We start from the raw sequence: 14,190 nt of genomic DNA on the forward strand, positions 1-14,190 counted from the left end.
GCGAGCGCCCCTGCCAAGGGGGGCGCTCGTCAGCGCACGAGACCCGCCAGGTGGGGTCGGCCGCGCGAGTCGTGCAGGGCGAACCCGCCGTCCGGCAGGAGGGCGAAGTTCACAGTGCTCGGCAGCGGTACGGGCAGCTTGAACGCCACCTCGACGGTGCAGGCGTCCGGCAGCCGGGTCTCCAGCGCCGCGAGGCAGCGCGCCTTGCTCCACATGCCGTGCGCGATCGGCCGGCGGAAGCCGAACAGCCGCGCCCCGAGCCGGGAGGTGTGGATCGGGTTGTGGTCCCCGGAGACCCGCGCGTACTCCGTGCCGACGCGCGGCTCCACCCGCAAGCGGGCCGTGGCGGCCGGCGGCGCGGGACGTTCGCCCCGGTCGCGCTCGCCGGACTTGCGCTCCCGACCGAGGTACGTCGAGACGCCGCGCCACACCTCCTCCCCGTCGACCGAGCCGACAAGCACCACGTCCACCTGCCGCCCCCGGTCGTGTGGGCGCAGCTTCTCCGCGTACGTCGTGAAGTCGAGGGTCTCGTCGGCGGTGATCGGTCGGCGTGTGGTGATGCGGTTACCGACGTGCACCAGGCCGATCAGCGGGAGGGGAAAGCCCGGCGCGGTCATCAGTCGCAGGGCCAGCGGAAAGCCCAGGACGTGCGGGAACGTCGCGGGCAGCCGGTCGGTGAGCCGGAACCCGCAGACCCGGTCGTAGTCGGCCAGGTGCGCCCGGTCGGTCCGCACCCCGGCCACGGCGAACTCGACCGCCGGGAGGTCGCTCCCACGCCGCCCACCGCCGAGGCCGGGCAGCGCGCCGAGCGCGGCTCGCCGGTACAGCGCGCCGGGCGCGGGCATCCGGGGCAGTTCGACGCGCGTCCGGCCACCCGCGCCGGCCGGACCGTCACCGCCGAGGTCACTCGTCACCTCGGCCGCCGAAGCGGTCAGGTCGTGGGTCTGCTCGACGCTCAGGTCGGCACCGGCGGCTTGCGGCCGGCGGATCGCGTCAAGCGTCTCCCGCGACAGGATTTCGGTCGGGCCCTCGATCAGGTCGTGAACCGAGAGGTCGTCGGGTTCCCTCGCGGGCTCTCTCCTTCTCGCCATCACGCCCCCAGCAGGCTCTGGCCGCAGACCCGGACCACGTTGCCGCTGACCGCGCCGCTGGCCGGCCAGGCCAGCCAGCCGATCGTCTCTGCCACGTCCTCCGGCAGACCGCCCTGCGCCAGGCTGTTCATCCGCCGGCCCGCCTCGCGGACCACAAGCGGGATGCGGGCGGTCATCCGGGTCTCGATGAAGCCGGGGGCGACCGCGTTGACGCTGATGTTCCGGGCGCGTAGGGCCGGGGCGAGCGAGTCGACCAGGCCGATGACGCCGGCCTTGCTTGTGGCGTAGTTGGTCTGCCCCCGGTTGCCGGCGATCCCGGCGATCGAGGAGACGCCGACGATCCGTCCGCCGGTCGGGATCAGCTCCCGCTCCAGCAGCACGTCGTTGATCCGCTCCTGACTGGACAGGTTGACGTCGATGACCTGGTCCCACCGGTCGGCGTCCATCCGGCCGAGCGTCTTGTCCCGGGTGATGCCGGCGTTGTGCACCACCACATCGACCCGCCCGTGTCGGCTGGCCAGGTGATCGGCGAGCCGGGTCGGCGCGTCCGGCGCGGTCAGGTCGAGTTGGACCGCCGTACCGCCGATGTCGTTCGCCACCGCGGCGAGGGCGTCGCCGGCCGCCGGGACGTCCAGGGCGACCACCTGTGCGCCGTCGCGGGCGAGGACCCGGGCGAGGGCCGCTCCGATGCCCCGGGCGGCCCCGGTGACCAGCACGACCTGCCCGTCCAGCGGGCGGTCCCAGTCGGCCGGGGCGCTCGCCGCGCCGACGCCGACCCTGATGACCTGCCCCGACACGTACGCGGACCGGCCGGAGAGCAGGAAGCGGACTGTCGATTCGAGGCTCGTGCGGGTGCCGGCGTCGTCGTCGCGACTTACCTGGACGAGTTGGGCGGTGGTGCCCCGACCGAACTCCTTGCCGATGCTGCGGACCAGCCCTTCCAGGGCGCGCTGCGCTGTCGCCTCGCGGGGTGTCGGGCACTCGCCGGGCGGGGTGCCGAGCACGATCACCCGACCGCTGGGCAGCAGCGCCCGGGCCTGCGGGTGGAAGAAGTCGTAGAGCTGACGCAGCTGGGTCGAGTCGGTGATGCCCGTGGCGTCGTACACCAGGGCGCCGAAGCGGTCCTGCGGCGCGGCCGTGCCGGTGTCGCGCAGCTCGACCCCGGCGGCGGTCAGGATCGTGGTGACCGGCTCGGCGAGCCGGCCGCCGTCGGCCGCGCCGAGCAGGGCCGGCCCGGTCAGCAGCGGGTCGCCGGGGTGGTGTCGGCGCAGTCGCGGCGGGTCGGGCAGCCCGAGGCGCTTGACCAGCGCGCGGCCGGCGGCCGATTGGACGAAGCTCGCGTACCTGTCGGTCATGGGCGTAGCCTACTGGCGAGTAGGGTTCGAGCAACACTTGTCGAGGAGGCGGATCGTGCAGAGCATCCGGCGGGTCGCGGTCATCGGGGGCAACCGCATCCCCTTCGCCCGTTCCAACTCCCGCTACGCGGACGCGTCGAACGCGGACCTGCTCGGCGCTGCGCTGGACGGTCTGATCGCCCGCTACGGGCTTGCCGGGCAGCGGGTCGGCGAGGTCGTGACCGGGGCGGTGCTCAAGCACTCCCGCGACTTCAACCTCACCCGCGAGGTGGTGCTCGGCTCCCGGCTCGACCCGCACACCCCCGCGTACGACATCCAGCAGGCCTGCGGCACAGGTCTGGAGGCGGCCATCCTGGTCGCCAACAAGATCGCCCTCGGTCAGCTCGACGTCGGCATCGCCGGCGGTGTCGACACCACCTCCGACGCCCCGCTCGCGGTCAACGAGCAGATGCGGCGCACGCTGCTCAAACTCAACTCGGCCCGGACGCTCGGCCAGCGGATGAAGATCGCCGCGAAGCTGCGCCCGCTCCAGCCGTTCACGCCGGAGATCCCGCGCAACGCCGAACCGCGTACCGGGCTGTCCATGGGTGACCACGCCGCCCGGACCGCGCTGCGCTGGCAGATCGACAGGCGCTCCCAGGACGAGCTGGCGCTGCGCTCACACCAGCGCCTCGCCGCCGCGTACGACAGGGGCTTCTTCGACGACCTGATGACGCCGTACCTGGGGCTCAACCGGGATCAGAACCTGCGCCCGGACAGCAGCCTGGAGAAGCTCGGCTCGCTCAAGCCGGTCTTCGGCACCCGTGGCCCGGACGCCGAGCAGGCCACCATGACCGCCGGCAACTCGTCGCCGCTCACCGACGGCGCGTCCACAGTGCTGCTCGCGTCGGAGGAGTGGGCGCGGGAACACAGCCTGCCGGTGCTGGCCTGGTTCAGCTGGTCGGAGACGGCGGCCGTGGACTTCGTGCACGGCGACGAGGGGCTGCTGATGGCCCCCGCGTACGCGGTGCCGCGGATGCTGGCCCGTGCCGGGCTGACGTTGCAGGACTTCGACTACTACGAGATCCACGAGGCGTTCGCCTCGCAGGTGCTGGCCACCCTCGCCGCCTGGGAGTCGCCGGAGTTCTGCAAGGACCGGCTCGGCCTGGACGCGCCGCTGGGCGCGATCGACACCGACCGGCTCAACGTCAACGGCTCGTCGCTCGCCGCCGGGCACCCGTTCGCCGCCACCGGGGGCCGGATCGTGGCCACGCTTGCCAAGCTGCTGGCCTCCAAGGGCGGCGGACGCGGGCTGATCTCCATCTGCGCGGCCGGCGGCCAGGGCGTGACGGCGATCCTGGAGCGCTGATCGCTGGCCCGGCCCGGTCCGTGTGCTGGTCAGCACGTGCGGGACAATGAGGCACGTGACGACGATCCCCAACGTGCTCGCCAACCGGTACGCCTCACCCGAGTTGGTCGCCCTCTGGTCGCCCGAGGAGAAGGTCCGGATGGAGCGGCGGCTCTGGCTCGCCGTGCTCCGCGCGCAGCGTGACCTGGGTGTGGCCGTCCCGGACGGCGTGGTCGAGGCGTACGAGCGGGTGCTCGACCAGGTCGACCTCGCCTCGATCGCGGAGCGGGAGCGGGTCACCCGGCACGACGTCAAGGCCCGCATCGAGGAGTTCAGCGCGCTCGCCGGGCACGAGCACGTGCACAAGGGGATGACCTCCCGGGATCTCACCGAGAACGTCGAGCAGCTCCAGGTGCGCGCCTCGTTGGAGCTGATCCGGGACCGGGTGGTGGCGACCCTGGCCCGGTTGGCGTGGCTCGCGCACGAGCACTCCGAGCTGGTCATGACCGGCCGTTCGCACAACGTGGCCGCGCAGGCCACCACGCTGGGCAAGCGCTTCGCGTCGGCGGCGGAGGAGCTGCTCATCGCGTACGAGCGGTTGGAGGACCTGATCGCCCGCTATCCGCTGCGCGGGATCAAGGGGCCGGTCGGCACGTCCGCCGACCAGCTCGACCTCTTCGACGGCGACGCCGACAAGGTGGCCGAGCTGGAGCGTCGGGTCGCCGAGCACCTGGGCTTCGCGCGGGTGCTGGACAGCGTCGGGCAGGTCTACCCGCGCTCGTTGGACTTCGACGTGCTGTCGGCGCTGGCGCAGACCGCCGCCGCGCCGTCCTCGCTGGCCACCACGATCCGGCTGATGGTCGGTCAGGAGCTGGTGACCGAGGGCTTCAAGCCGGGCCAGGTCGGCTCCAGCGCGATGCCGCACAAGATGAACACCCGCTCGTCGGAGCGGGTGAACGGCTTCGCGGTGATCATCCGGGGTTACCTGTCGATGGTCGGCGAGCTGGCCGGTGACCAGTGGAACGAGGGGGACGTGTCCTGCTCGGTGGTCCGGCGGGTGGCCCTGCCGGATGCGTTCTTCGCCGCCGACGGGCTGTTCCAGACGTTCCTCACCGTGCTCGACGAGTTCGGCGCGTACCCGGCGGTGATCAACCGGGAGCTGGAGCGGTTCCTGCCCTTCCTGGCCACCACGAAGATCCTGGTGGCGGCGGTCCGGCGTGGCGTCGGCCGGGAGGTCGCGCACGAGGTGATCAAGGAGCACTCGGTCGCCGTGGCGCTTGCCATGCGCGAGAAGGGCGCCCCGGAGAACGACCTGTTCGACCGCTTGGCCGCCGACGGCCGCCTCGGCCTGTCCCGAGCCGACATCGACACCCTGGTCGCCGACCGCAGCGCCTTCGTAGGCGCCGCGAAGACCCAGGTGGAAGCGCTGACCCGCCGCATCACCACTGTGGTCGAAACCCATCCAAACGCGGCAACCTACAGCCCACCCCCGATCCTGTAACCGCCCCCCAGCTCTTGTTGATCAAGAGGTTTGCGTCATTTTCGATCTCCTGGATGACGCAAACCTCTTGATCACCGGGGCGGGGCGGGGTGGGGTGGGGGTTATTCGCCCGTTGGGGTTTCTGCTGCTGTTCGTAGGTTGGGGGCGCTCGCGGGTTCGGCGATGCCGCCGAGGGACTCGGCGAAGGCCGGGTCGGTGGCCGTCTCCGCCGCCACCGCCGGCTGGTCGGCCGGCATGACCTGGGCCATCGTGGGCACCGCGACAACCGCCGTGCCGTACGCGCAGATCTCCATCCACATCTCGCCGCAGTCCCGGCTGTCGAAGCGCATGCCGATCACCGCGTTCGCGCCGAGCCGCAGTGCCTCCTCGCCGAGGCGGGTGACCGAGTCGGTACGCCAGCGGGTCAGGTTGTCAGGCGCCATCGGGTCGTACGCGCCACCGCGCAGGTTCTTGACCCCCTCGCGGTACGGGTTCCGCGTCCTGGCCATCGATGACACCACCTCACCGAGAATCTGGCGGATCTCGTAGCCGGGCAGTTGCTCTGTCGTCACGACCAGCACGGTTCCGATGCTGTCAGGAGTTGCGCGACCCGATCGTGTGCCGTGTTCACCTGATCGGATGCTGCAAAACGACGCGGCGCGGACGGCCGGCACGAGGCCGACCATCCGCGCCGCCCCGGGCGCTAACCGTCAGACACCGGCCACCGAGGTGATCCAGGCCCTGTTGTACGCGACGCTGCCGTAGTTCTGGATGCTCTGCCCGTCGGCCGTGGAGGCCACGCCGACCTGCTGGCCGTTGTAGAACTGCGGCCCGCCCGAGTCGCCGCGCCAGGCATTGCCGTTGATCCGGCTGCTGCGGATCGCCTGCCCGCCGTACGCGTCGGTGACGTTGGTGCTTGTCACCTGGACGGTGGCGGTCTTGAGCTGGCTGGACGCGGAGCAGCCGCTGTAGCAGGTCATGCCCCACCCGTAGATCGAGTTGGTCGATCCGACGGGCGGGTTGCTGCTGGCCAGGGACACCGCCGAGGTGCTGACTGTGCTGGAGAGCCGCATGAGGGCCAGGTCGTTACGGGTGTAGGTGGCGCTGACGCTGCGGGTGACCCCGCCCGAGGCGCGGTAGACGCTGCCGACCCGGACGGACATCGTGCCGCTGATGCAGTGTCGGGCGGTGAGCACCCACTGTGCGGCGATCACGCTGCCGGAGCAGGTGAACGAGCCGTTGCTCAGCACCGCGGCGGCCCAGGGGGCGGACGACACGGTGCTGCCGCCGATGATGGGCTGGGGACCGGCCGGGGCGGCGGACGCGCCGGACGCGGCGCCGAGGGCGCCGACGAGCGCGGTGCTGATCAGGGCGAGCAGGGGACGAACGCGCATCGGTGGACTCCTTGGACGGGGCGGGCCCGGGGTCGCCGGGTGCCCGAGGACGACGGTGGGAGGTCCCCACCGCCGCTGACATCGAGTTATGTCGATGTACTGTAGGGCCGACGAGCATCGTTTTCAAGAAGGTCATCGAGATCAGGCAATGTAACGATTCGGCTACCCGGCGCGTCGTATATGCCCTGCTGGGGCCGCCTGTCCCGGCCCGCCGACCACCCTCGCCGCCGGTTATGTGGATCACTGCCTGAACTGCGCCCGGCCGGTGCGTCCGCGACGGTATCTGCCAGGTACGCTGGCTGCGCTCGCCCGTTGTGGGTCGGCACCCAACTGCGTACACAGTCAGGAGTGCCCAGTGCCTCGCGTCGTCGTCGACGTCATGCTCAAGCCCGAGATCCTCGATCCGCAGGGCCAGGCCGTCGCAAACGCGCTGCCCCGGCTCGGCGTCAGCGACGTCGCCTCAGTGCGGATCGGCCGGCGCATCGAGATCGACTTCACCGGTGAACCGGACCTGGACCGGGCCCGGGAGATCGCCGACAAGTTGCTCGCCAACCCGGTCATCGAGGACTTCACCGTCCGCCTGGTCGAGACCGACGAGACCGCGGACGCCCGCTCGTGACCGCCCGGGTCGGTGTGGTCACCTTCCCCGGCTCTCTCGACGACGGGGATGCGGCCCGCGCCGTCCGGATCGCCGGCGCCGAGCCGGTCCGGCTCTGGCACGGTGACCCGGATCTGCACGGTGTGGACGCGGTCGTGCTGCCCGGCGGCTTCTCCTACGGTGACTACCTGCGCTGCGGCGCCATCGCCCGGTTCGCCCCGGTGATGGAGACGCTCGTGGACGCCGCTCGGGGTGGGCTGCCGGTGCTCGGCATCTGCAACGGCTTCCAGATCCTCTGCGAGGCGCACCTGCTGCCCGGCGCGCTCACCCGCAACCAGCACCTGCACTTCCGTAACCGGGACCAGGTCCTGCGCGTCGAGTCGGCAGGCACCGCGTGGACCAACGCGTTCCAGCCCGGCCAGGAGATCCTCATCCCGGTGAAGAACGGCGAGGGCTGCTACGTCGCCGACACCGCGACGCTTGACCAGCTCGAAGCCGAGGGCCGGGTCGTCGCGCGCTACGTCGGCGGCAACCCCAACGGGTCGCTGCGCGACATCGCGGCCATCACGAACTCTGCCGGCAACGTTGTCGGCATCATGCCGCACCCCGAGCACGCGGTGGAGGCGCTCACCGGCCCCTCGCTGGACGGCCTCGGCTTCTTCACCTCCGTCCTCAAGCACCTGGTCGGGGCACCCGCGTGAGCGCGGGGAGTCGGTCGGGCGGGCACGAGCGCAGCGAGGAGAGGTCATGACCACCCATCCGGACCCGGTACGGGACACACCGGAGGCGTACTCCGCCCCGGCGCAGCCGACCGAGCCGCTGGCGCAGCCCACCGCCCCGGCAGCCGCCCCGGCCCAGCCGGCGACCGCCGACTGGACCGACGGCGTGGACACCGTGCCGCGCGCCGGTGGCACCCCTGGCGAGTTGCAGCCGTACACCGAGCTGGGTCTGCGCGACGACGAGTACGACCGGATCCGGCAGATCCTCGGCCGTCGACCCACGCAGTCCGAGCTGGCGATGTACTCGATCATGTGGAGCGAGCACTGCTCCTACAAGTCGAGCAAGGTGCACCTGCGCCAGTTCGGTGAGAAGGCCCCGCACAGCGACCGGATGCTCGCCGGCATCGGCGAGAACGCCGGCGTCGTGCAGGTCTCCGACGAGCTGGCGGTGACCTTCAAGGTCGAGTCGCACAACCACCCGAGCTTCGTCGAGCCGTACCAGGGCGCGGCGACAGGCGTCGGCGGCATCGTCCGGGACATCCTGGCCATGGGCGCCCGCCCGGTCGCGGTGATGGACCCGCTGCGCTTCGGCGCCGCGGACCACCCGGACACCGCACGGGTGCTCACCGGCATCGTCGCCGGCGTGGGCGGCTACGGCAACTGCCTTGGCCTGCCCAACATCGGTGGCGAGCTGGTCTTCGACCCGTCCTACCAGGGCAACCCTCTGCTCAACGCGCTCTGCCTGGGCGTGCTGCCGGTCAGCCGGCTGCAGAACAAGGCAGCCGCCGGCCCCGGCAACGTCGTCGTGCTGATGGGTGCCAAGACCGGCCGGGACGGCATCGGTGGCGTCTCGGTGCTGGCCAGCGCCACCTTCGACGAGGGCAGCGAGGCTCGTCGCCCCGCCGTGCAGGTCGGCGACCCGTTCACCGAGAAGCTGCTGATCGAGGCGTGCCTGGAGCTGTACGACGGGCAACTGGTCGTCGGCATTCAGGACCTCGGCGGTGCCGGTCTGACCTGCGCGCTCACCGAGACCGCCGCGGCTGCCGGCACGGGCATGCGGGTCTGGCTGGAGCGGGTGCCGCTGCGCGAGCCCTCGATGGACCCGCACGAGATCCTGGCCAGCGAGTCGCAGGAGCGGATGCTGCTTGTCGTCGAGCCGGAGAAGCTCGACGCCGTGCTCAAGACCTGCGAGAAGTGGGGCGTCCTCGCCACCGCGATCGGTGAGGTCACCGCACCGGAGCCGGACGGCAGCCCGGGTCGATTGACGATCACCTGGCAGGACCACCTGGTCGTCGACGTGCCGCCGGGTTCGCTCGTCGACGACGGCCCGGTCTACGCCCGGCCGATGCGCGAGCCGGCCGACCTGATCCTGCTCCAGGCCGACCGGGCCGAGACGCTTCCCCGCCCGGCCGACCCGGACGCGCTGCGGGAGACCGTGCTGCGCATGATCGCGTCGCCCAACCTGGCCGACAAGACCTGGGTCACCGAGCAGTACGACCGCTACGTGCTGGGCAACACCGTGCTCGCCCAGCCGGAGGACAGCGGCGTGATCCGGATCGACGAGCGGACCGGTCTCGGCGTGGCGCTGTCGCTGGACGGCAACGGCCGGTACGCCCGACTTGACCCGTACAACGGCACCAAGCTGGCCCTCGCCGAGGCGTACCGGAACGTGGCGGTGACCGGCGCGAAGCCGATCGCCGTGACCAACTGCCTCAACTTCGGCTCGCCGGAGGACCCGGGCGTGATGTGGCAGTTCGCCGAGGCCGTGCGCGGCCTGGCGGACGGCTGCCTGGAGCTGGGCATCCCGGTGACCGGCGGCAACGTCAGCTTCTACAACCAGACCGGCGCGGCCGCCATCCACCCGACCCCGGTGGTCGGCGTGCTTGGTGTGCTGGACAACGTCGCCGACCGGGTGCCGATGGGCTTCGTCCCGCGCCCCGGTGGCGACCACGACCAGCTCTACCTGCTCGGCGAGACGAACGTGGAGCTGTCCGGCTCGGAGTGGGCCTGGGTGACCCACGAGCACCTCGGCGGGATCCCGCCGCAGGTCGACCTCCTCCGCGAGAAGGCGCTTGCCGAACTGCTGGCCGAGGCGGCCCGCGTCGGTCACCTCAGCTCGGCGCACGACCTCTCCGACGGTGGCCTCGCCCAGAGCCTTGTCGAGTCCTGCCTGCGGCGTGGCGTCGGCGCCCGGATCGCCGTGCCGGAGCAGTTCGCCGGCGGGTCGATGCCGTTCGTCTACCTGTTCAGCGAGTCCGCGACGCGGGCGCTGGTGTCGGTGCCGCGTGGCCACGACAAGGCGTTCGCCGCGCTCTGCGCCGAGCGGGGTGTGCCGTTCGAGTTGATCGGCGTCACCGACCCGACTGGCGGCGCGCTGGAGGTGCACGGCCAGTTCCGGATCGGTCTGGACGAGCTGCGGGCCGCGCACACCGAGACGCTGCCGCGTCTCTTCGGCGGCACCGCCGCCGTCGAGGTGCCCGCGCCGGCCGCAGGCGTGGCGGGCGCGGTCGAGGGCGTGCCGCTGCCGGGTGCCCCGGCCGAGCCGGTGGACGCGTCGGAGGTGCTCTCCGAGCCGATCGCCTCATCCGGTCCGTCCCCGCAGACCGGAGCTGTCGACCCGGTCGGGTCGGCGCAGCCGGGTGAGTCGTCCGAGTCTGACCCCGGTGCCACCGAGCCGTCGCCTGACGAGCGCTGAGGCGTTGGCGGCGGCCGTCCACGGCCAGCCCGGGTCGGGCGCCAGGTTCGACTGGGGCCTGACCGGGGCGGCCGAGCTCGGCCGGGTCTGCGCGGCGCTGGTGGTGGTGGACGTGCTCTCGTTCACCACCGCCGTGGAGGTGGCGGTCGCCCGGGGCATGCGGGTGCACCCGTTCCCGTGGGGTGAGCAGGCCGCTGAGTACGCGTTGCGGGTCGGCGCTGTCGCGGCGGTGGGCCGTCGCCGGGTGACTGCCGACCATCCGTGGTCGCTGTCGCCCGCCGCGCTGAGCGCCGCGCCCGTCGTGGCGGACCTGGTGCTGCCCTCACCGAACGGCTCCGCGATAAGCGCGGCCGCCAGCGCCACCGGGTTGCCGGTGGTCGCGGCGTGCCTGCGCAACTCCCGCGCCGTCGGGCGTTGGCTGCGCCGCCAGGGGTACGGCACGACTGACGCCCCGATCGGCGTCATCGCCTCCGGTGAGCGGTGGCCGGACGGGTCGCTACGACCGTCGGTCGAGGACCAGCTCGGCGCGGCGAGCGTGCTGGACGCCTTGTCCGGTGTGCCGGGTGGCCTCTCCGTGGAGGCGGCCATGGCGCTCGCCGCGCTGGCCAGCACTCCGGACGTCCCCGCCGCGGTGCGCGGCAGCGTGTCCGGTCGGGAGTTGACCGAGAGTGGCTTCGGCGCCGACGTCGACATCGCGGTCCAGGTGGGCGTGTCGGACGTCGTTCCGGTCCTGCGCCAGGGCGTGTTCTCCGCCGCCTGACCGTCGCGCGGTGCTGATCAACTCGGCTTCCGGGAAACCGGTGTGTCGAAGCCTGGCGGACACCCCGCCTTCCTTGAAGACGATCACGCCGCCACCCGTCACCCGCAGCGAAACGGCCGCCCGGAGAACCGGGCGGCCGTTTGCCGTCGTGCTGTGCGTGGTGCTTGTCAGTCGTCCAGCCAGTCGAGGCGTCGGCCGCCCCGCTCGGTGGGAGGCGGCCCGTCCGGCCGGGCCCGACCACCCTGCTGCTGGCCGTAACCGGCCTGGTCGTAGCCGCGGTCGTCGTAGCCGCCGCGTTGCTGCGGGGGCTCCTGGCCGTAGCCGCCCTGGTCGTACCCGCCGCCCTGCTGCTGGCCGTAGCCGCCCTGGTCGTAGCCCCGGTCGTCGTAGCCGCCGCGTTGCTGCGGGGGCTCCTGGCCGTACCCGCCCTGGTCGTACCCGCCGCCCTGCTGCTGGCCGTAACCGCCCTGGTCGTACGCGCTGGTCTGCTGGCCGTAGCCGCCGGTCGGCTCCGCCGCCCGACCGCCGCCGTACGGGGCCGTCGGATCGGGCTGGCCGTAGCCCGGCGTCTGCTCGGGCTGGTAGACGCCTGTGGCGTACGGGTCGGCCGGAGCCGGGTACTGGGTGCTGTCGCCGGTGTACCGGCCGGTCGGCTCGTCGAAGCGCTCGTCGTATCCTGCCGCCCCACCCGCGGGAGCGGGCGGGTATCCCGCGCCACCGGCCGGGGCGGTGTAGTCACGGCTGCCGTAGCCGCCACCGGACGAGGGTGCGCTGCCGTAGCCGCCGCCCGGAGCCGCGCCGCCGCCGTAGGCCGCGCCCGAGCCGGGTGCGGCGCCGCCGTAGCCTGCGCCCGAGCCGGGTGCGGCGCCGTAGGCGTCCCCCGCCGGGCCGGCGCCGTAGCCGCCGTCCGGCGTTGCCACCGTGCCGTAGCCGCCGCCCGAGGAGGGCGCGTTGCCGTAGCCACCGGCGCCGTAGCCGCCCGGGGAGGGCTCGTCGCCGTAGCCCGCGCCGCCCCAACCCTGCTGGCCGGCAGCGCCGTAGGGCTGTGCTGGTGCCGCGTACGGATCCGGCGGGACGTCGTCGACCACCGGGCGGTGCATCATCGTCGGCGCCTCGCTCAGCGCCGCCCCGCCGACCATTGTCGGGTCGGGCCCGCCACCGGGGCGGTTGACCACACGCGTCGGGTCATCGGCCCCGTGGAAGGCGCCTCGGGCCGCCGGCACGGCGCCAGCCGCCCCGGCAGCGCCCGCCGCCGTTGGCTCGTCATCGTCGTCGCCGCTCTCGCGGCGCTTCATCCAGAGCAGCACGATCGTGCCGACGCCCGCCGCGACGAGCAGGCCGCCGAGCAGGATGATCAGGTACGACCCGAAGCCGCCGCCGTCGTCCTCCTTGCCGGCGTTTGCCGGTGCGCCCGGGCTGGCCGCCTCGGAGGGCTCCTCCTCGGCACCTTCCTCGGTCGCCTCGTCGGTGGGGGTGGCCTCGGCGGTTGCGGACGGCGTGGCGCTTGGCGTCACCTCGACCTTGATCTCCAGGCTGATCCGCTGGCCGGTGACGGACTGCCCGGCGCTCGCGGTGAAGCTCTTGACCGCGTTGATGTTGTCGAAGCTGGCACCGACGGTGAGCCGGCCCGGAGTGATCGGCTTGTCGGTCGTGCCGTCGATCCGGAAGTTGCCGCTACCGTTGCTTATCGTGTCGTAGCGGTGGCCGGCGTCGTCCTGCAGGATCACGATGGCGTTCGGAACCGCTGTGCCGTCGGCCTTCTTGACCACCTTGCCGGAAACCGACTTCACAGTCTGGTTCTGGGGCGGCGTCGGCGGCGGAGCTGCCTTGGCCTGAAGGTTGACCGTGGTCGAGCCGTTCCCGTTCCCGAGCCCGGCAGTGGCCTTGACGGTAATGCGGGCGGACCCGTTCGAGGCGTCGTCGGCCAACTTGAACTTGGCGGTGTAAGTGCCGCTCTCGGTTACGTTCCCCTTCGAGCAGCCATCGATGCACTGAAGCTTGGAGTTGTCGGAGCTGACGGTGACATCGGCGGGCACCGCCGGATCGTCAAAGCCGAGCTTGTAACTCACTGTCGTCTCGCCGCCTGCTTGGACGGTGCCTGGGGAGGCTGAGACGTTGGTGACGTTAGGCGCGGCCAAAGCTGGTGTGGCGGGGACGGCGAGCAGAGCGCCGGCAACCAGCGCTACGACCACACCGGCCCGCTGCTTCCAGGCACGTCGGTGTGTTGACACGTCCACCGCCTTCCGGGCTGACTTCCCTTCGACCGGCGGGGCGCCGGGCCGGGGATCATCACGGTACGAATACGCCGTCGGCCACTATGCCTTGTCTGACTGGATCGGCGCGACCCAGGGCCAGCGTCGGGTGCTTCACGTGTGCGTCGTATCGTCCCGTCGTGTCCTCTCCGCACAGTAAGTCCACCGCCGTAGCGTCGGCTTTGTCGGCGCTTGACGAGGGTCGTACACCCGAACGGCCGGTGCTCCGGGAGGCGGTCCGGTCCTTGTTGGCCGTCCTCGCGGAGCGCGCCCCCGGCCGATCGGTGGAGGTGCGCGTCCCACCATACGGTGCGATCCAGTGCGTTCCCGGTCCTCGACACACCAGGGGAAATCCGCCGAACGTCGTCGAGATGTCCCCGCAGACCTGGTTGGAGTTGGCCACCGGGCGGATCGGGTGGGTGGAGGCGGTCACCGACGGTCGCGTGCAGGTGAGCGGTGTTCGGGCGGACCTCTCGGCGTTTCTGCCCCTCTAGCTGCCCGGATGTCCGTGTGATCGTG

12 protein-coding genes are annotated in these 14,190 nt (G+C 72.1%); 7 read left to right on the forward strand and 5 right to left on the reverse strand.

Annotated elements, in window-relative coordinates; genetic code table 11:
• Positions 1-29: 29 nt before the first annotated feature.
• Both OOJ91_RS22105 and OOJ91_RS22110 read right to left on the reverse strand, forming a co-directional pair.
• Entirely contained in the window at positions 30-845 is an 816-nt protein-coding gene (locus OOJ91_RS22105; RefSeq protein ID WP_266249796.1) for a MaoC/PaaZ C-terminal domain-containing protein, read from the reverse strand.
• Positions 846-1,090: 245 nt separating this feature from the next.
• Positions 1,091-2,446: a 3-oxoacyl-ACP reductase gene (locus OOJ91_RS22110; protein ID WP_266247808.1), complete on the reverse strand. Its 1,356-nt coding sequence runs from the start codon at positions 2,444-2,446 to the stop codon at positions 1,091-1,093.
• A 55-nt stretch (positions 2,447-2,501) separates the two neighbouring features.
• On the opposite strand from OOJ91_RS22110, the gene OOJ91_RS22115 reads away from it, so the two are divergent.
• Both OOJ91_RS22115 and purB read left to right on the forward strand, forming a co-directional pair.
• Positions 2,502-3,794, forward strand: coding sequence for an acetyl-CoA C-acetyltransferase (locus OOJ91_RS22115; RefSeq protein WP_266247810.1), 1,293 nt, complete (start codon positions 2,502-2,504; stop codon positions 3,792-3,794).
• Positions 3,795-3,849: 55 nt separating this feature from the next.
• A complete protein-coding gene (purB, locus tag OOJ91_RS22120) occupies positions 3,850-5,274 on the forward strand; it encodes an adenylosuccinate lyase (RefSeq protein WP_266247811.1) in 1,425 nt (474 codons plus the stop codon).
• Between the two features lie 101 nt (positions 5,275-5,375).
• Here purB and OOJ91_RS22125 read toward each other — a convergent pair whose 3' ends face one another.
• Both OOJ91_RS22125 and OOJ91_RS22130 read right to left on the reverse strand, forming a co-directional pair.
• The gene (locus OOJ91_RS22125) at positions 5,376-5,939 is read right to left on the reverse strand and encodes a YbjQ family protein (RefSeq protein WP_266247812.1); all 564 of its coding nucleotides are present in this window, start codon (positions 5,937-5,939) and stop codon (positions 5,376-5,378) included.
• 24 nt (positions 5,940-5,963) lie between these two features.
• Complete coding sequence (locus OOJ91_RS22130; protein ID WP_266247814.1) at positions 5,964-6,647, reverse strand: S1 family peptidase; 684 nt, start codon at positions 6,645-6,647, stop codon at positions 5,964-5,966.
• 355 nt (positions 6,648-7,002) lie between these two features.
• Between OOJ91_RS22130 and purS the strand changes: the two genes are divergently transcribed.
• The 4 genes from purS to OOJ91_RS22150 are packed head-to-tail and all read left to right on the forward strand — an operon-like array spanning position 7,003 to position 11,419.
• A complete protein-coding gene (gene purS / locus OOJ91_RS22135) occupies positions 7,003-7,266 on the forward strand; it encodes a phosphoribosylformylglycinamidine synthase subunit PurS (protein ID WP_007454310.1) in 264 nt (87 codons plus the stop codon).
• Positions 7,263-7,946, forward strand: coding sequence for a phosphoribosylformylglycinamidine synthase subunit PurQ (purQ, locus tag OOJ91_RS22140; protein WP_266247815.1), 684 nt, complete (start codon positions 7,263-7,265; stop codon positions 7,944-7,946). Before purS ends, purQ begins: the two co-directional genes overlap by 4 nt.
• 46 nt (positions 7,947-7,992) lie before the next feature.
• Positions 7,993-10,659 carry a phosphoribosylformylglycinamidine synthase subunit PurL gene (purL, locus tag OOJ91_RS22145; RefSeq protein WP_266247816.1) on the forward strand — a complete coding sequence of 889 codons (2,667 nt, stop codon included), beginning with the start codon at positions 7,993-7,995 and terminating at the stop codon, positions 10,657-10,659.
• A gap of 4 nt (positions 10,660-10,663) precedes the next feature.
• A complete protein-coding gene (locus OOJ91_RS22150) occupies positions 10,664-11,419 on the forward strand; it encodes a 2-phosphosulfolactate phosphatase (protein WP_266249798.1) in 756 nt (251 codons plus the stop codon).
• Positions 11,420-11,586: 167 nt separating this feature from the next.
• Here the strand turns inward: OOJ91_RS22150 and OOJ91_RS22155 are convergent, their stop codons facing one another.
• Complete coding sequence (locus tag OOJ91_RS22155) at positions 11,587-13,656, reverse strand: carboxypeptidase-like regulatory domain-containing protein (RefSeq protein ID WP_266247817.1); 2,070 nt, start codon at positions 13,654-13,656, stop codon at positions 11,587-11,589.
• A 155-nt stretch (positions 13,657-13,811) separates the two neighbouring features.
• On the opposite strand from OOJ91_RS22155, the gene OOJ91_RS22160 reads away from it, so the two are divergent.
• A complete protein-coding gene (locus tag OOJ91_RS22160; protein ID WP_266247818.1) occupies positions 13,812-14,165 on the forward strand; it encodes a sterol carrier family protein in 354 nt (117 codons plus the stop codon).
• Positions 14,166-14,190: the final 25 nt, after the last annotated feature.

Origin of the sequence: Micromonospora lupini (genome assembly GCF_026342015.1) — a bacterium.
GTDB classification, from domain to species: Bacteria; Actinomycetota; Actinomycetes; order Mycobacteriales; family Micromonosporaceae; genus Micromonospora; species Micromonospora lupini_B.

Bases quoted from the DNA above. Each gene is read 5' to 3' on its own strand.
- OOJ91_RS22105 (WP_266249796.1), bottom strand. From the start codon at position 845: ATGCCCGCGCCCGGCGCGCTGTACCGGCGAGCCGCGCTCGGCGCGCTG.
- OOJ91_RS22110 (WP_266247808.1), bottom strand. From the start codon at position 2,446: ATGACCGACAGGTACGCGAGCTTCGTCCAATCGGCCGCCGGCCGCGCG.
- OOJ91_RS22125 (WP_266247812.1), bottom strand. From the start codon at position 5,939: ATGGTCGGCCTCGTGCCGGCCGTCCGCGCCGCGTCGTTTTGCAGCATC.
- OOJ91_RS22130 (WP_266247814.1), bottom strand. From the start codon at position 6,647: ATGCGCGTTCGTCCCCTGCTCGCCCTGATCAGCACCGCGCTCGTCGGC.
- purL (WP_266247816.1), top strand. From the start codon at position 7,993: ATGACCACCCATCCGGACCCGGTACGGGACACACCGGAGGCGTACTCC.